The sequence below is a fragment of the Streptomyces monomycini genome (assembly GCF_022271435.1).
GTDB classification, from domain to species: domain Bacteria; phylum Actinomycetota; class Actinomycetes; order Streptomycetales; family Streptomycetaceae; genus Streptomyces; species Streptomyces monomycini.
Genome location: NZ_JAFIQY010000001.1, coordinates 408,363 through 429,644, shown reverse-complemented (window position 1 = coordinate 429,644; position 21,282 = coordinate 408,363). Strand labels below are relative to the sequence as shown.

The 21,282-nt window shown below is 72.6% G+C and carries 13 protein-coding genes; 10 read left to right on the top strand and 3 right to left on the bottom strand.

The window, feature by feature from the left end:
* Positions 1 to 371: 371 nt before the first annotated feature.
* The 4 genes from JXZ78_RS01715 (at position 372) to JXZ78_RS01700 (ending at position 11,083) form a co-directional block, all read left to right on the top strand.
* Positions 372 to 8,528 (top strand): non-ribosomal peptide synthetase, encoded by an 8,157-nt coding sequence (locus tag JXZ78_RS01715; RefSeq protein ID WP_238782612.1) that lies wholly within the window; start codon positions 372 to 374, stop codon positions 8,526 to 8,528.
* Between the two features lie 155 nt (positions 8,529 to 8,683).
* Positions 8,684 to 9,493 carry an SAM-dependent methyltransferase gene (locus tag JXZ78_RS01710; RefSeq protein WP_030018464.1) on the top strand — a complete coding sequence of 270 codons (810 nt, stop codon included), beginning with the start codon at positions 8,684 to 8,686 and terminating at the stop codon, positions 9,491 to 9,493.
* A 159-nt stretch (positions 9,494 to 9,652) separates the two neighbouring features.
* Positions 9,653 to 10,282: a uridine kinase family protein gene (locus JXZ78_RS01705; protein WP_063726032.1), complete on the top strand. Its 630-nt coding sequence runs from the start codon at positions 9,653 to 9,655 to the stop codon at positions 10,280 to 10,282.
* A 69-nt stretch (positions 10,283 to 10,351) separates the two neighbouring features.
* On the top strand, positions 10,352 to 11,083 hold the full coding sequence (locus tag JXZ78_RS01700; RefSeq protein ID WP_157851482.1) for an SMI1/KNR4 family protein: 732 nt from the start codon (positions 10,352 to 10,354) through the stop codon (positions 11,081 to 11,083).
* Positions 11,084 to 11,361: 278 nt separating this feature from the next.
* Here the strand turns inward: JXZ78_RS01700 and JXZ78_RS40085 are convergent, their stop codons facing one another.
* Positions 11,362 to 11,484, bottom strand: coding sequence for a hypothetical protein (locus JXZ78_RS40085; RefSeq protein ID WP_275127318.1), 123 nt, complete (start codon positions 11,482 to 11,484; stop codon positions 11,362 to 11,364).
* Positions 11,485 to 11,561: 77 nt separating this feature from the next.
* Here JXZ78_RS40085 and JXZ78_RS01695 point away from each other — a divergent pair, with 77 nt between their 5' ends.
* On the top strand, positions 11,562 to 12,329 hold the full coding sequence (locus JXZ78_RS01695) for a hypothetical protein (RefSeq protein WP_030018461.1): 768 nt from the start codon (positions 11,562 to 11,564) through the stop codon (positions 12,327 to 12,329).
* Between the two features lie 86 nt (positions 12,330 to 12,415).
* On the top strand, positions 12,416 to 13,213 hold the full coding sequence (locus JXZ78_RS01690) for an inositol monophosphatase family protein (RefSeq protein ID WP_030018460.1): 798 nt from the start codon (positions 12,416 to 12,418) through the stop codon (positions 13,211 to 13,213).
* A gap of 195 nt (positions 13,214 to 13,408) precedes the next feature.
* Here the strand turns inward: JXZ78_RS01690 and JXZ78_RS01685 are convergent, their stop codons facing one another.
* The gene (locus JXZ78_RS01685) at positions 13,409 to 15,028 is read right to left on the bottom strand and encodes a fibronectin type III domain-containing protein (protein ID WP_157851481.1); all 1,620 of its coding nucleotides are present in this window, start codon (positions 15,026 to 15,028) and stop codon (positions 13,409 to 13,411) included.
* Positions 15,029 to 15,438: 410 nt separating this feature from the next.
* Here JXZ78_RS01685 and JXZ78_RS01680 point away from each other — a divergent pair, with 410 nt between their 5' ends.
* The 4 genes from JXZ78_RS01680 (at position 15,439) to menC (ending at position 19,738) form a co-directional block, all read left to right on the top strand.
* Entirely contained in the window at positions 15,439 to 16,458 is a 1,020-nt protein-coding gene (locus tag JXZ78_RS01680) for a dipeptidase (RefSeq protein WP_030018458.1), read from the top strand.
* 282 nt (positions 16,459 to 16,740) lie between these two features.
* Positions 16,741 to 17,823 carry a M20 family metallopeptidase gene (locus tag JXZ78_RS01675; RefSeq protein WP_030018457.1) on the top strand — a complete coding sequence of 361 codons (1,083 nt, stop codon included), beginning with the start codon at positions 16,741 to 16,743 and terminating at the stop codon, positions 17,821 to 17,823.
* Positions 17,820 to 18,590: a hypothetical protein gene (locus JXZ78_RS01670; protein WP_030018456.1), complete on the top strand. Its 771-nt coding sequence runs from the start codon at positions 17,820 to 17,822 to the stop codon at positions 18,588 to 18,590. The genes JXZ78_RS01675 and JXZ78_RS01670 overlap by 4 nt, the downstream gene beginning before the upstream one ends.
* 38 nt (positions 18,591 to 18,628) lie before the next feature.
* Positions 18,629 to 19,738, top strand: a complete 1,110-nt coding sequence (menC, locus tag JXZ78_RS01665; protein WP_030018455.1) for an o-succinylbenzoate synthase — start codon at positions 18,629 to 18,631, stop codon at positions 19,736 to 19,738.
* On the opposite strand, the gene JXZ78_RS01660 is transcribed toward menC, so the two are convergent.
* A complete protein-coding gene (locus tag JXZ78_RS01660) occupies positions 19,716 to 21,251 on the bottom strand; it encodes an amidase (RefSeq protein ID WP_078624050.1) in 1,536 nt (511 codons plus the stop codon). The genes menC and JXZ78_RS01660 overlap by 23 nt on opposite strands.
* Positions 21,252 to 21,282: the final 31 nt, after the last annotated feature.

The following is a 21,282-nucleotide window of genomic DNA, read 5'->3' as shown; positions in this document are numbered from 1 at the left end:
AGTGCGGAAAACGCCCAGTTGGACGCGCACACACCAAGTGCTCGTCCAACTGGCTGCTGTTGACCCCGTACTTCGCCGACCGCAAAGTGAGGCCAACCGGCCCCTGAACAACGGTACGCCGATCGGTCTCGGACCGACGGGGAATGCGCGGACGTCGCGGAATTCGCCGCGCCCACGGCCGTGGGGCCGCCGGTCCTTTCGGTCGTTGCCACCCAAGGGGGAATCATGAACGGCCTGGCGTCCACCGAACTGCCCCTGACCCTGACCCTGACGACGTCCTTTCCCTCCCGTCGGAATGAAATAAGGGCAACGGCCCACTCCGAACGAAATATGCGCGGGAATTGCCGTCGGCCGGGCACGGGGACCGGACGATGACCGGGCCGGAGCGCGTGCTCGCCGGGACGCAGGCTGTTTCGGTGCCCGAGCTGATCGGCCGCCAGGCGGCCCGCACGCCGGACGCGGTGGCGGTGGCGGACGCCGGACGCAAGGCCACGTACGAGGAATTGGCGGCGGCGTCGAGCCGGCTGGCCGTGTACCTGACCGCCCGGGGCGTGCGGCGCGGTGACCGGGTCGCGGTGGCGCTGGAGCGGTCGGCGGGTCTGCTGACGGCGTTGTTGGGCGTGTGGAAGGCAGGGGCCGCGTACGTTCCGGTGGACTGCGGATATCCGGCGGACCGGGTGGCGTTCCTGCTGGCGGACTCGGCCCCGGCGGCGGTGCTGTGCTCGGAGGCGACCCGTCCCGTGACACGGCATCTGGTGCCGGGCGGTGCGGAAACGGTGGTGCTGGACGACCCGCAGGTGGCGGCGGCGGTGGCCGCGTGCCCACCGGACCGTACCGGGGTGACGGTGGGCGCGGAGGACGCCGCGTACGTCATGTACACCTCCGGATCGACGGGGCTGCCGAAAGGCGTGCTGGTCCCGCACGGGAGTGTGACGGGCCTGGTGAGCGACCCGCGGTGGGGAGTGGGCCCGGACGACGCGGTGCTGGCCCACGCGCCGTACGCCTTCGACGCGTCGCTGTTCGACCTGTGGCTGCCGCTGGCGGTGGGCGGCACGGTGGTGATGGCGGAGCCGGGCCCGCCGGACGCGCGGCGGCTCGCCCAGGCGGTGGCCGACGGTGTGACGGCAGTGCAGCTGACGGCAGGGCTGTTCCGGGTGATCGCGGAGGAGTCGCCGGAGTGCTTCCGGGGGTTCCGGCAGGTCATGTGCGGTGGGGACGTGGTACCGGCCGTGGCGGTGGCACGCGTGCGGGACGCGTGCCCGGAGGTGACCGTGCAGCATCTGTACGGGCCGACGGAGGCCACGCTGTGCGCGACGACGCGCCCGGTGCGGCCGGGCGACGAAGTGCCGGACGTGCTGCCCCTCGGACAGCCGCTGACCGGCCGCCGCCTGCACGTGCTCGACTCGAGGCTGCGGCCGGTCGCACCGGGGACGGACGGGGAGCTGTATCTCGCCGGGGGCGGGCTGGCCCGCGGATACCTGGGGCGCGGTGGGTTCACCGCGGAGCGCTTCGTGGCCTCCCCGTTCGCGCGCGGCGAGCGGATGTACCGTACCGGGGACCTGGTGCGGTGGACCGCTGACGGTGAACCGGTCTTCGTCGGACGGTCCGACGAACAGGTCAAGATCCGTGGGTACCGGGTGGAGCCGGGCGAGGTGGAAGCGGCCCTCGCCGCGCATCCGGCGGTCGGGCAGGCCGTGGTGGTGGCCAGGGAGGACCACCCGGGCGAGCGGCGGCTGGTCGGGTACGTCGTTCCGGCCGCCGGGCCGGTGCCGACGGACCCGGAAGAGCCCGCCGGCCGCTCCGATGACGAGGGCGGCCGGCAACCGCGAGAGCCAGTCGCGCGGTCCGACGACCGGTCCGACAGCCTCCGCACCGGCGCGCTCCTCTCCGTTCTGCGGGACCACTTGGCCGCGACGCTGCCCGAGTACCTGATCCCCGCCGCGCTCGTACCGCTGGACCGGCTGCCGCTCACCGCGCACGGCAAGGTCGACCGCAAGGCCCTGCCGGCGCCCGGCTTCGGCGGAGCCGCGCCGGAGCAGCCGCGGACAGTGGCCGAGGAAACGCTGTGCGACTTGTTCGCCGAGGTGCTGGGGCTGGACCGGGTGGGGGTGCGGGACGACTTCTTCACGCTGGGCGGTGACTCGATCAGCTCGATGCAGCTGGTGTCCCGGGCCCGGCGCGCCGGGCTGGTCCTGACGTCCGGTCAGGTCTTCGGCCTCCTGACGCCCGAGCGGCTGGCGGCGGTGGCCGAGGCCGTCGCGGACCGGCCGGAACGTGCCCCGCAGGACGACGAGGGGACCGGGGACGTGCCCTGGACCCCGGTGATGCGGGCGCTGGGAACGCGGGGAGCCGGCCGCGGGTTCGCACAGTGGGTGACCGTCGGCGCGCCGGCCGGGCTGACCCGGGACGTGCTGGCGGGTGGGCTGGCCGCCGTACTGGACACCCACGACATGCTGCGCGCCCGCATCGTGACGGACGGCCCGGAACCGGTCCTGACGGTGGCCGGGCGCGGCACGGTCGACGCGGACTCGTTGATCACCCGCGTCGCCACCGAGGACGGCCACGGTCTGGACGAAGCCGCCGAACGGGCCGTAGGGGACGCCCGTCGGCGGCTCGACCCCGCCGCCGGCACGCTCGTCCAAGTGGTCTGGCTGGACGCGGGTCCCGGGCAGGACGGCCGGCTGGTGCTGGTCGTGCACCACATGGTGGTGGACGGGGTCTCCTGGCGCATCCTGATCCCCGACCTCCGGGCTGCTTGCGAGGCGGTCGCAGCGGGACGGCCGCCGGTCCTCGACCCCGTCGGAACGTCCTTCCGGCAATGGGCCCAACTGCTGGCGGCACAGGCCACGGACGAGCACCGCACCGCGGAACTGGCCGGCTGGCAGGCGCTGCTGGCCGGCGGCGACCTGGCCGTGGGCACGCGGCCGCCCGACCCGCTGCGGGACACCGCCGCCACCGCACACCGTGCGGAATGGACCGTTCCGACCGGCCACGCGGCAACCCTGACCGGCCGCGCACCCGCCGCGTTCCACTGCGGCGTGCACGAAGTCCTGCTGTCCACGCTCGCCGGAGCGCTCACCCACTGGCGGCCGGACAGCGTTCCGGCCGCCGGACTGCTGGTGGACGTGGAGGGCCACGGCCGCGAGCCGGTGGCCGAAGAAGTGGAGCTGGCCCGTACGGTGGGGTGGTTCACCGACGTGCACCCGGTCCGGCTGAACGCCGCCGGTGTCGACCTCGACGAAGCCCTGGCGGGCGGCCCGGCGGCCGGCGCGCTGCTGAAGGCGGTCAAGGAACAGGCCGGAGCGATGCCCGGCGACGGACTCGGCCACGGCCTGCTGCGCCACCTCAACCCCGGTACGCGACCGGCGCTGGCCGCGCTTCCGGCCCCTCAGGTCTCGTTCAACTACCTGGGCAGGTTCCTCGCCGCCGGTACGCACACCGGCCCGGCCGAGCCCTGGCAGCTCACCGGCCACGCCACGATCGGCGAGTCCGCGGACCCCGCCATGCCCGTACTGCACGCCCTGGAAGCCGAGGCCGCGGTACGGGACACTCCCGACGGCCCGGAACTGACCCTCGCCCTGAGCTGGTCCGACCACCTGCTGGACGAGACCGCCGTACGGACGCTGGGGCAGCTGTGGCTCGACCTGCTCGGCGGCCTGGCCGCCCACGCCGGCACCACCGGAGCGGGCGGGCACACGCCCTCGGACTTCCCGCTGCTCACCCTCACCCAGCAGGACGTGACCGAGCTGGAGCAGGAGGTACCGCAGCTCGCGGACGTCTGGCCGCTCTCGCCGTTGCAGGAAGGGCTGTTGTTCCAGTCCGTCCACGACGAGCTGGCGCCGGACGTCTACAAGAGCCGCTGGACACTGGAACTCGACGGGCCGCTGGACACCGGCCGGCTGCGGGCCTCCTGGCGGGCCCTGGTGGACCGGCACGCCACCCTGCGGGCGAGCTTCCGCCGCAGCGCGTCCGGCCTGGCCGTACAAGTCGTCGCGCGTGACGTGCCGCTGCCCTGGCAGGAAGCGGACGTGTCGCACCTCCCGGAGGACGAAGCGTCGGCCGCGGCCGCGGAGCTCGCCGCACGGGAACAGGGCGGGCGGATCGACCTGGCGACGGCGCCGCTGTGGCGGCTCCTGCTGATCCGCCTCGGCGCGGAACGCCACCACCTGGTCGTCCTCACCCACCACGTCCTGATGGACGGCTGGTCGCTGCCGGTGCTGGTCACGGAGCTGTCCGCGGCGTACGCGGCGGGTGGCGACGACCCCCGGCCGGGCCCGGTCACCTCGTACCGGGAGTACCTGGCCTGGCTGGCACGGCAGGACAAGGAAGCCGCGCGGGACGCCTGGCGCGCCGAGTTCCACGGCGCGGGCGAACCCACCCTGGTGGCGCCGACGGCACCACAACACGGCGCGACCGATCCCGTACACCTGCACGCCGACCTCCCCGCCGGGCTGTCCCGCCGGCTGGAGGAACTGGCCCGCACCCACGGCCTGACCGCGAGCACCGTGGTACTCGGCGCCTGGGCGCTGGTCCTCGCCCGGCTGGCCGGCCGTACGGACGTGGTCTTCGGCGTCACCATGGCCGACCGGCCACCCGAACTGCCGGGCGTCGAGACGATGGTGGGCCTCCTGATCAACACGCTGCCGGTACGGGTGCCGCTGGACGCCGCGCAACCGGTGCTCGCCCTGCTCAAGGACGTGCAGGAACGCCAGTCCGCCCTCCTGCCCCACCGGCACCTCGGCCTGTCCGAGGCGCAGAAACTGGGCGGGCCCGGCGCGCTCTTCGACAGCATCGTGGTCTACCAGAACCTGCCCCGGCCACCGGCCGCCCCGGACCGGCCCGGCGCCCTCACGATCCGCCTCTCGGACGTGACCGACGTCGTCCACTACCCGCTGGGCCTGAACATCACCCCCGGCGAACAGCTCCACGTCCACCTCGTCCACCAGCGCGGACTGCTGCCCGCCGACGTCGTCGAAGCACTGCCCGCCCGGCTGGCCCAGGTTCTCGCACAGCTGGTCACCGACGGCCCGGCGCCCGTCGTCGGGCGGGTCGGTGTGCTGGGCGCGGAAGAACACCGGCTGGTGGTGACGGGGTGGAACCGTACGGAGACGCCGCTGCCCGCCGTACTGGTACCGGAACTGCTTCGCCGCCGCGCGGCACGGTCGGGTGACACCGTGGCCGTCCAGGATGCCCGCAGGACCGTGACCTACCGGGAACTCGCGACCACGGCCGGACGCCTGGCGCGCCACCTGATCGGCCTCGGCGTCGGCCCGGAGCGCCGCGTCGCGGTGCTGCTGCGGCGGTCGGCGGAGTCCCTGACCGCCGCGCTGGCCGTCATCATGGCGGGCGGCGTCCTCGTACCCGTCGACCCGGACTATCCGCCGGAGCGCCGCGCCTTCCTGCTGCGGGACGCGGACCCGGCCGTGGTGCTGTGCGACGCCGACACCCGGCACGCGGTGCCCGGCGACTGTGCCGCCCGGGTGGCCGACCTGGACGACCCGGCCGTGGCCGGGGCCCTGGCGCGCCACCGAGGCGGCTTCGTGACCCAGGCGGAGCGCCGCACGCCGCTGGCGGCGGACCACGCGGTGTACCTCGTCTACACCTCGGGGACCACCGGCGTACCGAAAGGCGTCACGGTCACCCACCGCGGCCTGCGCAACCTCGTCGCCGACCGGGTGGCCCGGTTCGGCCTCGGCCCGCACAGCCGGGTCCTCCAGCTCGCCGCCCCCACCTTCGACGTGTCGATCGCCGACACCTGGCCCGTCCTGTGCGCGGGCGGACGCCTCGTCCTGGCCCCGCCGGGGCCGCCGCCCCTGGGCGAGGACCTGGCCTGCCTGCTGCGCGCCCACCGGATCACCCAGCTCGGCGGCACCCCGTCCTTCCTGCTGCACCTGCCACCGGAAGACCTGCCCGACCTGCGCGTCGTGGTGACCGGCGGCGAACCGCTGACCGAGGAGCTGCGCAGGCGCTGGGCCCCGGGGCGGCAGGTCCACGAGGAGTACGGCGTCACCGAAGCCACCGTCGTACAGAGCTCCACCGCCCCGCTGACCGGCGCCGAGACGCCCACGGTCGGCCGTCCCGTCGCCAACACCCGGCTGTACGTCCTGGACGCGTTCCTCCAGCCGGTGCCGCCCGGCGTGCCCGGCGAACTGTACGTGGCGGGGGAGAGCCTGGCGCGCGGCTACCAGGGACGGACGGCGCTGACCGCGCAGCGGTTCGTGGCCTGCCCGTTCACGCCCGGCACGGGGGTCCCCCCGGCCGAAGGCTGGGGGAGGATGTACCGCACCGGGGACATCGTGCGCTGGACCGGCGACGGCGAACTGGTCTTCGCCGGGCGGGCCGACAGCCAGGTCAAGATACGCGGCTACCGCGTCGAACTCGGCGAGGTCGAGGCCGCGCTGGCCGGCCACCCCGCCGTCGGCGAGGCGACGGCCGCGGTCCGCGAGGACCGGCCGGGGGAGCGGCGGTTGATCGGCTATGTGGTGCCGTACGGGGCGGCGGGCGGCCGGACGGCCGACGGCCGGCCGGTGAACGGTGGTCCGGTCGATGACCGGCCGGTGAACGGCCACCCGGTCGACGGCCGGTCGGTGCGGGAGCACGTCGCCGGGGCGCTGCCCGAGTTCATGGTGCCCGCGGCGGTCGTGGTGCTCGACGCGCTGCCGCGCACTCCGAACGGGAAGGTGGACCGCGCTGCCCTGCCCGTACCCGAGTTCGCCGCGCGGGCCGCGGGCCGCGACCCGCGCACCCCGGCCGAGGAGATCCTGTGCGCGCTGTTCGCCGAGGTGCTGGGGCTGGAACGGGCCGGCGTCGAGGACAGCTTCTTCGAGCTGGGCGGTGACTCCATCATCTCCTTGCAACTGGTGGCACGGGCCCGCCGCGCCGGACTGGTGCTGACCTCACCGCAGGTGTTCGAAGCGAAGACGCCCGAACGGCTCGCCCTGCTGGCCCGTACGGCGGACGACGGGACCGGCCCGTCGGCCGCCGTGGACACGGGCGTCGGCCGGATTCCCCGTACCCCGCTCATGCGGAGGCTGGGCGAGAAGATCACCGGCGGCAGGTTCGCGCAGTGGGCGATCGTCGCGACACCCGCCGCGCTCACCAGGGACGCCCTGACGGCCGGACTGCGCGCGGTACTGGACACGCACGCCATGCTGCGGGCCCGTGTGGTGCCGGACGGGGACCGGGGGTGGGCGCTGGAGACGGGCGAACGGGGTGCGGTGGATGTCGAGCCGCTGATCAGCTGTCTGCCGGTCGGGGGCGGGCTCGACGGGAGCCCGGAGAGCCCGCAGAGCGCGGAGAACCCGGTGGCTCTCGAAGCGTGCCTCGACGAGGCTGCGGAACGGGCGGCGCGGGACGCCGTAGAACGGCTCGACCCGGCAGCGGGCCGCATGGTGCAGACGGTGTGGCTGGACGCCGGGCCCGGCCGGACGGGACGTCTGGCGCTGGTCGTCCATCACCTGTCGGTCGACGGGGTGTCGTGGCGCATCCTGCTCGCGGACCTGCGGGCCGCTTGCGAGGCGGCGGTGAGGGGCGGCGTGCCGCAACTCGACGCGGTCGGTACGTCGTTCCGGAGTTGGGCCGCGGCGGGGCCGGAGGCCGACGGTTCGGGGGCTGCCGTCGAGCGGCCGCTCGACGGGCGAACCTGCCCGCAGCCGTCCGACCCGCTGCCGGTCGGCCGGAATCTCGACCCGGCCGTCGACACCGCGGCGACCCTGCGCGAACAGACCTGGGTGGTGCCGGCCGGGCAGGCGGAGATTCTGACGTCCCGTACTCCGGCGGCGTACCACTGCGGTGTGCACGAGGTGCTGCTCGCGGCGCTGGCGGGGGCCGTCGTGGACGCCCGGCCGGGCGCGGGAGGCGGGACCGTTCTGGTGGACGTCGAAAGGCACGGCCGTGCGGCGGCCGACGGAACCGACCTCTCCCGTACGGTGGGCTGGTTCACCACCGTACGCCCGCAGTGGCTGGACCTCGCCGGCGTCGACCTGGCCGAGGCGTCGGCCGGCGGCCCAGCGGCCGGCCGGCTGCTCAAAGCGGTCAAGCAGCAGTCCCGGGCGGCAGGCGAAGACGGACCGGGCCACCTCCAGGGCAGCACCGACGCAGCCGGGCGGGCACACCGTCCGTCCGCCCGCATCAGCTTCAACTACATGGGCCGCTTCCTCGCCGCCCACCCCCGGGCGGGCACGCCCGAACCCTGGCAACTGACCGGCGAACCGGCCATCGGTTCCTCCTCCGACCCCGGCATGCCTGCCCCGCACGTACTGGAAGCGAGCGCGGTCGTCCGGGACACGGTGGGCGGGGCGGCTCTCAGCCTCACCCTCACCTGGCCGCACCGGCTGCTGGACGCGGCGGTGGTGGCCCGTCTCGGCCGTGCCTGGCTGGACCTGCTGGACGGCCTGGCCGTCCACACGGACAGCCCGGCAGCCGGCGGGCACACGCCCTCCGACTTCCCCCTCCTCGACCTGGATCAGGACGAGATTGAACAATTCGAGGCGATCGCCGACCGGTTGAGTGACGAAGAGGCACGGTGAACAGGGCGTGACCGTTCCGGCCCGGTCAGTTCGCCGCGCAGGCGCCCCGGCCCTGGGCAGGCATACCGCACCGGCCGGGCCGTATCGGGTACCGCATACACTCACCGTGGCGCCGGACCGTCGTGGCGCAAGTACAACCGTAAGGAGCAAGGGTGTTGGAGCAGGGCTACCCCGTGGACCGGATCGACACCGGTACGGCTCACTCGGCGCGCGTGTACGACTACATCCTCGGCGGGAAGGACCATTACGCCGTGGACCGCGAAGCCGGTGACGTGATGTGCGAGGAGTGGCCGGCACTCCCCGTCCACATGCGGGCCAACCGCAAGTTCATGCACCGCGCGGCCCGCTACCTGGCCCGTGAGCAAGGCATCGGACAGTTCCTCGACATCGGCACCGGCCTGCCCACCTCCCCGAACCTGCACGAAGTGGTGCAGGAGGTACGGCCCGACGCCCACGCCGTGTACGTCGACAACGACCCGATCGTGCTGACCCACGCGCGGGCGCTGCTCACCGGCTCCGCCGAGGGCCGGACCGCGTACGTCGACGCCGACATGCGCGACCCCGAGGCCATCATCGGCTCCGACCAGTTCCAGGAACTGCTGGACCTCCGGCAGCCGGTCGGCCTGATGATCATCGGCATTCTGCACTTCATCCTCCCGCCCGACGACCACAGCCTGGTGCGCCGCCTCCTGGAGCCGCTGCCCGCCGGGAGCTTCCTGGCCATGACCATCGGGACCGCCGACTTCGCGCCGCGTGAGGTCAGCCGGGTCGCCGACGAGTACGCACGCCGGGGCATGCCCATGAAGCTGCGCACCAAGGCCGAGGCCGCGGCGCTCTTCGAGGGCCTGGACCTGGTCGAGCCCGGGCTGACGCAGGTCCACCACTGGCGGCCCGACGCCGACCAGGAGCAGGTCGACGACCGGGACATCGCGATGTACGGGGCCGTCGCCCGCAAGAACGCCTGAGGCCCGGCCCCGCCCCACCCCGCCTCACCTGATCCCACCCGGCCCCGTCCGATCCGCACGTCCGCCGGCTCCGAAGAGAAGACAGTGAGCCGGCGGACGGCGGCCCGGCCGTACGGCGTGACCGGCACGACCAGTAGGCCGAGTGGATGGGGGAACCACATGCTGCTGACGCTGACCGGAGGCTCCGGCGCGGGCAAGACCACGCTGGCCGACGCACTGACAGCCACCGCGCCCCGGGTTTCCACCCGCGTCCTGCACGGTGACGACTACTACTTCGGCGCACCGGAACACGGCGGCGAATGGACGTACGACGACGCCGGGGTACCGCACCTGGACTACGGGTCTCCCCGGTCGATGGATTTCGAGCGCCTCACCCACGACACGGACGCCGCGCTGGCCACGGCCTCCGTCGTCATCGTCGAGGGACTGTTCGCCGGCCATGTCGCACCGTCGGCACGCTGCCCCCGCCTCGACATCTTCGTCGACCTGCCGGCCGACCTCCGGCTGGTACGCAAGATTCAACGCAAGTGCCTGCATCACGGCTTCCCCCTCGACGTCCTCCTGCGCAACTACCTCCACCACCGACGCGACGCGCACGCACGCCACGTCGAACCGGCCCGCGAAGACAGCGACCTGATCCTCGACGCGACGCAGCCCGCCGACACTCTGGCCCGTCACGTCTGGTCGGAGGCCCGCACAAAACTCCGGCACCACCTCTCACCGAAGGCGAACTCAGCCGTACCGACGCACCGGTACCGCGGGACGATCGTCGATTTCCTGAACACTTAAGATCGAACGATGACTGACAGGCACGGCCCGGCCCGGGCATTCGGCACCGCGCTGACCGGACGGACGGCGGTGTGGAAAAGCATCGAGGCATTCGCGCGGGCGTGGGCGCGCCCTTTGACACCCGCGGACGGAATTCCGCCGGGCGAAGTGCGGAAGGCGGAGCAACGGCTCGGACTGCGCCTCCCGGCGGCCTTGTACGAAACCTATGCGCTTTTCGGCCGGCGCCAGGACCTGACCGCCGTGCAGAACCCGCTGCTCCTCCCTGACGAGTTGCTGCTCGACCCGTCGGGCGAACTGCTGGTGTTCCGCAGCGAGAATCAGGGTTGTGCGGGCTGGGGAATTCCCCTGGAAAAGCTGGCGCACGACGATCCGCCGGTGAGCCTGTTCTCCGACTGCCTGCCGGACGCCAGCTGGTTGCCCTACCTGGACCGCGTGTCGTCGGCATGCGCCGAACTGGTGCTGAGCGAAACGGTCATGGCGCGGCGGTACGGCCCGTACGGACGCGAGTGTCCGGCTACCGCCGTTGTCGTCGCGGCCGTCGAGGCCATGTGCGCGCCTGTCGATCTGCCGCCCTGTCCGGCGTGGTACCACCCGGAGGGGGACCCGGTGCGCTGGTACTCCGCTCCCGGGAAACTGCTGTGTCTGGAACCGGATCCGGACGAGTCGGTCCCGGACGGATCGGTCCTGGTCGTCGTGGGCCGGTCGGAAGCCGACGTGCGGGAGGTCGTCGCGGCCGTTCCCGGCGACTGGCCCGCGGCCGAGCCGGTGCCGCGGGCGGAGGAGCCGTTTCCTGGCTGGTGAGACGGGGAGAGCGGGAACTCACCGGTCAGCGTCGGTCGTTCGCGTCCCGTGGGCGGACGCTCCCCGGCACAGCGGGCACCGGTCCCGGCCGTCCCACCGGTCCCATCCGAAAGCCGCGGGGGAGAGGGGCTGCCCCTCCAGCTCCGTGCGCACCGCGACCCGGTAGGCCCAGACCGTGCCGATGTACGGGTGGTAGGCGTCATGGAAGGCGGGTGAGGCCGGTTCGGCGCCTGTCGACCTCCCTCACCGCGCCGTGATCACGACGTCGGGACCGGAATCTACGCGCCGTCACCGGCGAAGAACAGAGGCTGGGCCGCTGAGCTGTCGACCGCGGAAAGTCGCCACGAAGTCACCGGAAAGTCGCCACTTTGCTGGTTGTTGACTGTTTCTTGGTCGTTCATTGCCGGTAGCGTCCCTTCTTGATCGGCGAACCCGACCAGGGCCGTAACGTGAGCCGTTGGATGTCACCGGAGGATGTATGACCTCTCGTATCACCACCGCCATAGCCACCTGTGCGCTCAGCCTCGGGGCCCTCGCCGCGGGCGTGGGCACAGCCGCAGCGGCCCCCTCGGGCCCCGCCGCCGGTGCGGACGTGTCGTCGCCGAGGGCCGCGGTCGACGCGCGCGCCGCGGCCGTCGACCGGTGCAGCTACCAGGTGGTCCGCTCCGACGACTCCCGTTACGTCTACTCCGTGAGCGGGGCCGTCGGCGGCAGCACGCGTGAGTTCCCGGTGCAGAAGGAGGACTTCGTACGGTTCTCCGACGCGTGGTTCAAGGTCGCCCAGGTCGACGTGTGCGCGGGCGGGCAGAGCCAGGCCCCCGCCACGCTCCGCGTCACGGGCAGGCTGGACCGCCCGGAGCACTACGACCCGTCCGTGCCGCGGACCATCCGCAGTGGCACCCTCCGGCCCGCTCCCTCGACCGTGATCCCGAAGGCCCCGCGGCTGACGTCCGTCGACCGCATCGACGCGGCCACCGTCCGCGTCAACTGGGAAGCCGTTCAAGGCGCCCCGGACCAGGTGATCGTGCTGGAGCGCAAGCCCTTCTACAGCAGTGAGCTGGGCCTGTGGCACCCCTACACGTTCCAGTGGAACGCTCCGAACGGCGCCACCTCGATGGACCGGAAGCTCCAGCGTGACCCCGACGTCCCCGCCGGGGTCCGGTCGCACTCCTACTGGATGCGCGTGGTGAAGGGCGGCTTCGTCAGCGACCTGCGCGCCGAGCAGCCGACCACCGTCGAGCCGTAACGGGCAAGCGCCACGAGGGCGCCCGGCCGGCACAAGGCCGGGCCGGGCGCCCTCGCGGCACGGGACGGGCCCGTAATCTCTTCGGCATGATCAACTCCTTTGCAGACCTTGACGATGCCGGAGTCGCGGCCACCGCCGCGCGTGCCGGTGCGGACGTGGTGCGCGACATGTACGGACAGCGGCTCGCCCGCATCGACAAGGGGGGCGGGGACTTCGCCACCGCGGCCGATGTGGCGGCCGAGCAGGCGATCCTCGATGTCCTCCGTGCCGCCCGGCCCGACGACGCGGTGCTCGGCGAGGAGGGCGGGCAGCAAGGTGCCGCGGACGCCGTACGGCAGTGGCTGGTCGATCCCCTGTGCGGCACGCTCAACTACGCCGTCGGCACGATGCTGGTCGCCGTCAACGTGGCGCTGCGCGGGGGCGCGGCGGCGGTGGCCGATCCGTTCAGCGGCGAGGTCTTCCGCACCGACGGGGAACGGGCGTGGGTACGGGACGAAGGTGCCGACCGGCGGCTGACACCCACGTCCGCCACCCGGCTCGTGGACGTCAACCTCGACCCGCCGTTCCCCGGCGCCCCCGGATTCCGGACTGTCGACCTGCTGGCCCGGCCCGCGTTCGCGGAGCACTTCCGTCCTCGCGTGGTGTCCACGACGCTCGCGCTGGCCTGGGTCGCGGCGGGCAGGCGCGCCGCGTACGTTACGGACGGCGGCGACCTGTCCGGCAGTGTCCACTTCGCCGCCGGCATCGCTCTGTGCCGGGCCGCGGGCTGCGTCGTCACCGGCATCGACGGCACCCCGGCCGGCCAGGGCGGCCGCGGACTCGTCGCGGCCGCCGACGCCGAGACCCACCGGCTGCTGATGGCGATGGTGCACAGTCGGAAGTAGCCGAGAAGCCCTCCGGAAGCGGCCGTGAAGCCCTCCGGAAGCGGCTGTGAAGCCTTCCGGAAGGAGTCGAGAAGCCCTCCAGGAGCAGACGAGAAGCGTTCTGGAGGCTGTCACGCGTCGGCGCCGACGATGGTTCCGTACGGACGAACGGCCGCACACGAGGCGGCCGTTCGCCGGACGGGGAGGGGCGGGTCGTCAGCCTCGGGACTGCGCCCCGACGGTGGGGGTGGCGCCGTTCTTGTAGAGGGCGATGAGCTTGCTGAAGTCGAACGGCCGCTGGTCCACGCAGGTACAGCGGTAGGTGTCGCACTGCTCGCAGCCGACGGTGCACGGCGGCTGGACGTCGGGGTTGCCCTGGTTGTGGTCACGGGTGGCGTCCCACCCGGAGAGCGCGCCGAGCTGGTTCTCGTGGGCGAACTCGACCAGGCTGCGCTGGTTGTCGAGGGTGAAGACCCGCTTGTTGATGTTGCAGCCGAACATCGGGGTCGCGCCCGTACGGTTCCAGGTCTTCGCGGCGTCCCAGGCGGGCCACAGCGAACCGATCTGCCCGTGCATGGCCTTGAGGCCGATGACGCAGCACTCGTACATGTCGGGCGGCGCGCTCTGGCCGAACTCCATCAGCATCCCGTTGACCAGGCCGGGCTCGATCCCGGCGGCGGCCACCTTGGCCAGGAACTTGACGCCGACCGGACTGAAGCCCGCCGACCCCTCACCGGGCTGTGCGTCGGCCGGAAGCGTGTAGGAGATCTTCAGGCCGGGGTGCTTGGCGAGGAGCTGGGAGACCGCCGCCGTGTGCCGCAGGTGCGCCGCCTCGTCGGACAGGAAGTCGCCCTCGAAGTCGAAGTCGAGGCGCGCCACGCCGTAGTTGCGCAGGAACGCCTCGTACTGCTCGACGATCCGCGGGACGCTCGTCTCGACGGCTTCGAGGGGCCTTCCGGAGGCTCCGCCGCAGGAGAAGGCGACCTTGCCGCCGGTGGCGGCCAGCTGCTGGATGTCCTTCTTCCCGTACGAGCTCTGATCGACCTCCCAGTCGGGGCCGTCCTGTCCGGCCCATGCCAGCTTCTTGTTGTTGTTGGCGACGATGAAGCCCAGCATGAAGCCGTCCACGCCGGATTCCTGGGCGTACTGCGGCAGGCTGGGGTTCGGCCAGGCCATGTAGTCCACGTACGGCGCGCGCGGCATGTCCCAGGGGCCGCCGTCCGGGAGCTTGTCGGTTGTGCTGAACTCCAGCGGCTGGGACTGGTCGGAGCGGTTCCCCGCGAGGTCCACAGCCGTGACCCGTACCGTGTACGCGGTCGTCGGGGTGAGCCCGGAGAGCACCGCCGTCTCGTCCTTGACCCGCAGGGGCTGCGGGCCGCCGTAAGCCACCTCGTAGCCCCGCACGCCGATGTTGTCGGTGGAGGGGGCCCAGGAGAGCGTGGCCTGGGTCGGGCCGAGGGTGTCGACCTGTATGTTCGTCGGCACGCTCGGCGGCGTCGTGTCGTCGGGCACGTCGGCGGACTGGCCGTTGATCTTGAAGTCGGTCGGCAGCGGACCGGGGCCCGGCATGGACCGGGAGAAGCCGAGCCTGAACTCCTGAGTGCCGCGCCGGGGCGGAACGGTTTTGCGCTCCGGCACCAGCCGCCCGGTGATGACGTTGCCCGACCGCTGCCAGACGAGCCCGTAGACGTTGGTGACGTTCTGGTCCGACTGCACACGGAACGAGATTTCCGGATCGACAAGTGGTTCGCTTTCGAAATTCCAGACCGTGGCCTTCATGGTGCCGTACCACTCGCCAGGGGATTCCCATTCCGGCGTGACGTACTGCTTTGCCATGTCCACACCCCTCGGTTCCGACGTCCGGTTCCCGGACGTTCCTCCCCCCGTCGCGACCCCGTTGTGACTCCGTTGCGACCCCGTTGCGACAGGGAACCTAGGCACGGCACATTCCTGCGTCAATCACGGAAATCGGCCAGTGCGGGACCGGCCGGATCGGTGCACGGGAACGGCGGAATTCCGGGGTGACTCCGCGGAGCGTGGTGCGGATGTGTTCGGTGCACATACCGGAAAGAACTGCGCCGATGGTGAGGGAAGAGACGTGGGGGCCGCGGAACCCGGTGGTGGCCAGTGCCCCGGCTTTGTCCAGACGCACAGCACATGCCCTGCTGGTTCGTCCTTCCGGACCAAGCACCCGGAGACCGCCCTTCGTACGCTGCGGCACAGTTCTCCACGCGAAAGGCTCCGTAGTGTCCTTGGACCTGCACCACCGTGCCGTCGTCGCCGATGCCCACAACGACCTCCTGATGGCCGTCGCCGCTCGCCCCCCGAAACGCTGGGGCAGCTTCTTCCGGGACCGGTGGCTGCCGCAGCTGCGCGAGGGGAGCATCGACATCCAGGTCCTGCCGGTGTTCATCGACGACCAGTACCGCCCCGAGGGCGCGCTCCGGCAGACCCTCCGCATGATCGAGTGCGCTCATGTCCTCGCCGAGGCCAACGCCGAACACGTCGCTCTGTGCACCGACGGTGCCGACATCGACGAGGCGCTCGCCGAGCGCAGGATCGCCCTGGTGCTCGCTCTGGAGAGCGCGCCGGGCATCGACGCCTCCGTCGAACTGTTCGCCACCCTGTTCCGGCTCGGCGTACGGATCGCCTCGATCGCCCACTGGGGACGCACCCCGCTCGCGGACGGCAGCCGCGAGGACGCCACCGGCAGCCGGCTGACCGCGCCCGGCGTCCAGGCACTGCGCGAGATGGAACGCCTGGGCATGCTCTTCGACATCTCCCACCTGGGGGCGAGCGGCGTCTCCCACGTACTGGAACTCGCCACCCGCCCGCTGATCGCCACCCACTCCTGCGCCCGCGCCCTACGGGATCACCACCGCAACCTCACCGACGACCAGATCCGCGGGGTGGCCGGCACCGGCGGCGTGGTGTGCGTCAACTTCGTGCCGGACTTCCTCACCGACGACGAGTCGAAGGTGAGCGTCGACCGGGTCGTCGACCACATCGAGCACGTGATCTCCGTGGCCGGGGCCGACCACGTCGGCCTCGGCTCGGACTTCCTCCGCGAGGTGGTGGCGGACGTGACACCGCCCTGCTGCGAGAACGACGAGGACGACCCGCAGTTCGACTTCGCCGACCTGGCGGGCCCGGCCGACATGCCCCGGGTCACCGAGACGCTGCTCCGCCGCGGCCTGCCCGAGGAGGACATCCTCAAGGTGCTCGGCGGCAACATGCGGCGGCTCATGAGCAAGAACATGGGCTGACGCCCGGCCCGACGGCGCCCGACGGCGCCCGATGACACCCGACGACGCCCGGCAGAGCCGGTCGGCCTCCGGCCCGCACACCATGTCGGCGCCGGCTCCCGCGGGCCACCGCCCCCAGGACTCCTCAGCAGTCACCCCGTCACCCCGGCCCCGCCCGTTCACTCGACACCTCACGGAGGACACCCCGTGCCGCACGACTCCGCACGCCGTTTCGCGCCGGCGGACGACACATCGACCGCACAGGGCACACCGATCACACCGGTCACACCGTCCCTGGACGTCATGCTCGCCGATCTCGAAGAACTGGTGACCTGCGAGTCCTTCTCCGACGACCACGCGGCCCTGGCCCGCAGCGGTCAGGTGGTCGCCGAGCAGGGCCGCCGGCTGCTCGATGCCTCGCCCCGGACACTGACCCTCGACGGCATCACCCATGTGCGGTGGACGTTCGGAACGCCGCGCGTCCTGCTGCTGGGCCACCACGACACCGTCTGGCCGACCGGCTCCCTCAAGACGCATCCCTGGTCGGTGGAGCAGGGTGTCGTCCGCGGGCCCGGCGTCTTCGACATGAAGGCCGGTCTGGTGCAGATGTTCCACGCTCTCGCGTCGCTGCCCTCCCTCGACGGCCTCTGCGTGCTCGTCACCGGAGACGAGGAGACCGGCTCGGCCACCTCCCGCTCGCTGATCGAGGACGTCGCCCGCCGGTGCTCGGCCACGTTCGTCCTGGAGCCCTCGGCGCCCGGCGGAGCGCTGAAGACCGGCCGCAAGGGCGTGTCCCTCTACGACATCACCGTCCACGGCCGGGCCGCCCACTCCGGACTGGAGCCGGAGAAGGGTGTCAACGCGGCCACCGAACTCGCCCACCAACTGCTCGCCCTGGGCGGCATCGCGGGCACCGTCAACGCCTCCACCGGGCCCGGTACGAGCGTCACCCCCACCGTGATGCGGGCCGGCACCTCGAACAACACCGTGCCCGCACAGGCCGAGCTGAGCGTGGACGTCCGCGTGCCGGACGCCACGGCCCAGGACGCGGTCGACCGGCTCATCAGGTCCCTGACCCCGCGGACTCCCGGCGCCCGCCTGCGGGTCGACGGCGGCCCCAACCGGCCGCCCCTGGCCCCCGACGCCTCCCGGGACCTGTTCGCGCTGGCCGCCGAAGAGGCCGTACGGCTCGGCCTCGGCCCGCTGCGCCGAGCGGTGGTGGGCGGGGCCTCCGACGGCAACTACACCGCCGGGGTCGGATGCCCCACGCTCGACGGCCTCGGCGCGGTGGGCGACGGCGCACACGCCGATCACGAACACGTCATGGCCGCCACCATGCCGGACCGCGCCCGGCTCCTGGCCCGCCTGGTCGGAGCAGTGCGGTGAAGGGGCCCACCGTACGGGAGCTCCACCGCATGGCGGACTTCGACGCCGTCAGCCTGCTCTACGCCGACATCTGGGGGACCCCGCCCGCCCACTCACCCATGTCCGCCGAGGTGATGCGGGCCCTCTCGCACGCCGGCAACTACGTGGCCGGAGCGTACGAGGACGGCCGGCTGGTGGGCGCCTCCGTCGGCTTCTTCGGCCAGCCCGTGGGCACCTGCCTGCATTCGCACATCACCGGCGCCGTCATGGGCCGTGGTGTGGGCCTTGCCCTCAAGCTGCATCAGCGGCAGTGGGCGACGGCCCGCCGCCTGGAACGCATCACCTGGACCTACGATCCGCTCATCCGCCGCAACGCCTACTTCAACCTCGTCAAACTCGGCGCCCGGCCGGAGGAGTACCTGACCTCCTTCTACGGCGCGATGGACGACGTGATCAACGGCGGCGACGAGTCCGACCGGGTCGTGGCCGCCTGGAACCTCACCGCACCCACCCCGCCGCCCGAGACGACCGACCTGCCCGCCGGCGCCGCGCACGTGCTCCGCAACGACGGGGGCCGTCCGCAGACCGTGCCGTCCGACGCCACGGCCGTCCTCGTCGACCTGCCCGACGACATCGAGGCCCTGCGCGGTACGGACCCCGGCGCCGCCCGGGCCTGGCGGCTGGCCGTACGGCACACCCTGGGCGGCCTGCTCGCCGAGGGCGCCCGCGTCGTCGGCTTCCACGAACGCCGCCGCTACGTGGTCCGGCGCCCCCACGCCCGCCCCTGACCGCTTCCCGCTTCCCGCTTCCCGAGGAGTCACCCGTCGTGAAGACGAAGATCTCCGGCGTCGAACTGCGCCGGATCGCGATGCCGCTCGTCGCCCCGTTCCGTACCTCCTTCGGCGTGGAGACCAGCCGCGATGTGCTGCTGGTCCGCGTCGTCACCGCCGAGGGCGAGGGGTGGGCCGAGTGCGCCGCCATGTCCGAGCCCCGCTACAGCTCCGAGTACGTCGACAGTGCTCAGGAGGTCCTGCGCAAGTTCCTGATCCCCGCCCTGCCGAAGGACGGCACGGACGCGCACGGGGTGGGGCGGGTCCTGCGGCCCTTCACCGGCCACCGCATGGCGAAGGCCGCGCTGGAGACCGCGGTCCTGGACGCCCAGCTGCGCAGCGCCGGCGAGTCCTTCGGCTCCTGCCTGGGGGCCGCCCGGGAGCGGGTGCCCTGCGGCGTCTCGGTCGGGATCATGGACTCCGTACCCGAACTCCTCGACGCCGTGGCGGGGTACGTCGACGAGGGGTACGTCCGGATCAAGCTGAAGATCGAGCCCGGCTGGGACGTCGAGCCGGTACGCGCCGTACGCGAGCACTTCGGCGACGAACTGCTCCTCCAGGTCGACGCCAACGCCGCCTACACCCTGGTGGACGCCCGCCAGCTCGCCCGGCTCGACGCCTTCGACCTCCTGCTGATCGAACAGCCCCTGGCCAACGACGACATGGTCCAGCACGCCGAACTGGCCAAGCTGCTGCGCACCCCGATCTGCCTGGACGAGTCCATCGAGTCGGCCGCCCACGCCGCGGCGGCCATCTCCCTCGGCGCCTGCTCCGTCATCAACATCAAGCCGGCCAGGGTCGGCGGCTACCTCGAAGCCCGCCGCATTCACGACCTCGCCCGCGCCCACGGCGTACCCGTCTGGTGCGGCGGCATGCTGGAGACCGGCATCGGCCGCGCCGCCAACGTGGCCCTGGCCGCCCTGCCCGGCTTCACCCTCCCCGGCGACACCTCCGGCTCCAGCCGCTACTTCGCCACCGACATCACGGAGCCGTTCGTCCTGGCCGACGGCCACCTCGACGTACCCTCAGGCCCCGGCCTCGGCGTCGAGCCGCTGCCCGACGTCCTCGACGAGGTCACCAGCTTCAGTGAATGGGTGGCGCTGTGAGGGTGCCGTCGCTTCGGCGGCTCCCCGGGGCCACGCCGGGTGTGGCAGCGCCCGTGTGCTGTCCCGCCCACACCACCGGGGTCCGGTCCGACCACGGACTTGCCTGTTCGAGCTGGCCGGCGAGGCGGAAGAGACGGCTTTCGAGGCCGTACCCGGCGGCGAACTGCATACCGATCGGGAGCCCCGTCCCGGTGTCGGCCGTCACCGGCACGGACATGGCCGGCGTGCCCGCCACGTTGAACGGCATGGTGAACGGTGAGCGGTCGTTGAGGCGGTCGATCCAGCCGAAACCGTCCAGCGCCGCCGCTCCCTCGGCGTAGGCGCCCAGGGGCACGGGAAGCTCCGGAAGGGTCGGAGTGAGCAGCACGTCGTAAGCATCGAAGTACCGTGCCAGGCTCCGGGCGACCTGGTTACGGACCGTGAGAGCGGTGACGAACTGGGGGCCGCTGACCCGCTGCCCGTAGTGGTGGCCTGCGAGGGTCGCCGGTTCGAGGGTCGAGGAGTCGACGGGCCGGCCGAAGGCGGCCGCCAACGCGTCGACGGAGGCCGCGAGGTTCACCGTGAACAGGCGGGCGTTGGCCAGGACGAACTCCTCCCAGCCGACCCCGAGGCCGACCGTGACTTCCTCCACCCGGTGGCCGAGGGCTTCGAGCAGCCGCACGGTACGGGAGAGCGCGTCGGCCACGGGAGCGGTGGTGCGGCGCCCGCCCCAGGCCTGGGGGAGGACGCCGATACGCAGCGAGCCCGGGTGGCGGCTGACCTCTTCCGCGTAGGGCCGGGAGGGCTGCTGGGCGAAGTACGGGTCGCCCGGTTCCGGGCCGCGTATCTGGTCGAGCAGCGCCGCACTGTCGCGTACGGTGCGGCTGACGCTGCCGTGCACGGCCAGACCGCTGAAGGTCTCGTCGGCGTCGGGGCCCATGGAGACGCGGCCCCGGGTGGGCTTCAGCCCGAACAGGCCGGTACAGGCGGCGGGGACGCGCAGTGAGCCGGCGGCGTCGGTGGCGTGGGCGATCGGGACCACCCCGGCCGCGACGGCCGCGGCCGCGCCGCCGCTGGAGCCGCCCGCGCTCCGCGCCGGGTCCCACGGGTTGCGGGTCGCGCCGTACAGCACGGATTCCGTCGTGATGCTGTAGGCCATCTCCGGCGTCGCGGTACGGCCGAACGTCACGAGGCCGGCGTTACGGAAGCGCCGCATCAGGGCGGAGTCGGCACCGGCGACCAGGCCTGCCGCGAGACGGCTTCCCAGCTCCGTCCGCCTCCCGGCCATGGTGACTCCGATGTCCTTGATCAGGAAAGGGACGCCCGCGAGCGGCGCGCTGCCGGAGCGGGCGCGGGCGTCGGGGCCGGGTTCGTCGTCGGCCGGCCAGGTTTCCACCACGGCGTTGATCCGTGGATCGACCGCCTGCACGGCCTCGCGTGCGGCCGCCTCCAGTTCGGCGGGGGACACCTCGCCCCTGGCCACCAGCTCCGCAAGCCCGACAGCGTCAAAGCGCACGTATTCGGAAACTTTCACCATCACTCCCAGCGGAAGGAAAGATACCGTC

What these genes read in the sequence shown, in the direction of transcription:
- JXZ78_RS01715 (WP_238782612.1), top strand. Translation starts at nt 372, where the DNA reads ATGACCGGGCCGGAGCGCGTGCTCGCCGGGACGCAGGCTGTTTCGGTG.
- JXZ78_RS01705 (WP_063726032.1), top strand. Translation starts at nt 9,653, where the DNA reads ATGCTGCTGACGCTGACCGGAGGCTCCGGCGCGGGCAAGACCACGCTG.
- JXZ78_RS01675 (WP_030018457.1), top strand. Translation starts at nt 16,741, where the DNA reads ATGCTCGCCGATCTCGAAGAACTGGTGACCTGCGAGTCCTTCTCCGAC.
- JXZ78_RS01690 (WP_030018460.1), top strand. Translation starts at nt 12,416, where the DNA reads ATGATCAACTCCTTTGCAGACCTTGACGATGCCGGAGTCGCGGCCACC.
- JXZ78_RS01685 (WP_157851481.1), bottom strand. Translation starts at nt 15,028, where the DNA reads ATGGCAAAGCAGTACGTCACGCCGGAATGGGAATCCCCTGGCGAGTGG.
- JXZ78_RS01695 (WP_030018461.1), top strand. Translation starts at nt 11,562, where the DNA reads ATGACCTCTCGTATCACCACCGCCATAGCCACCTGTGCGCTCAGCCTC.
- JXZ78_RS40085 (WP_275127318.1), bottom strand. Translation starts at nt 11,484, where the DNA reads ATGAACGACCAAGAAACAGTCAACAACCAGCAAAGTGGCGACTTTCCG.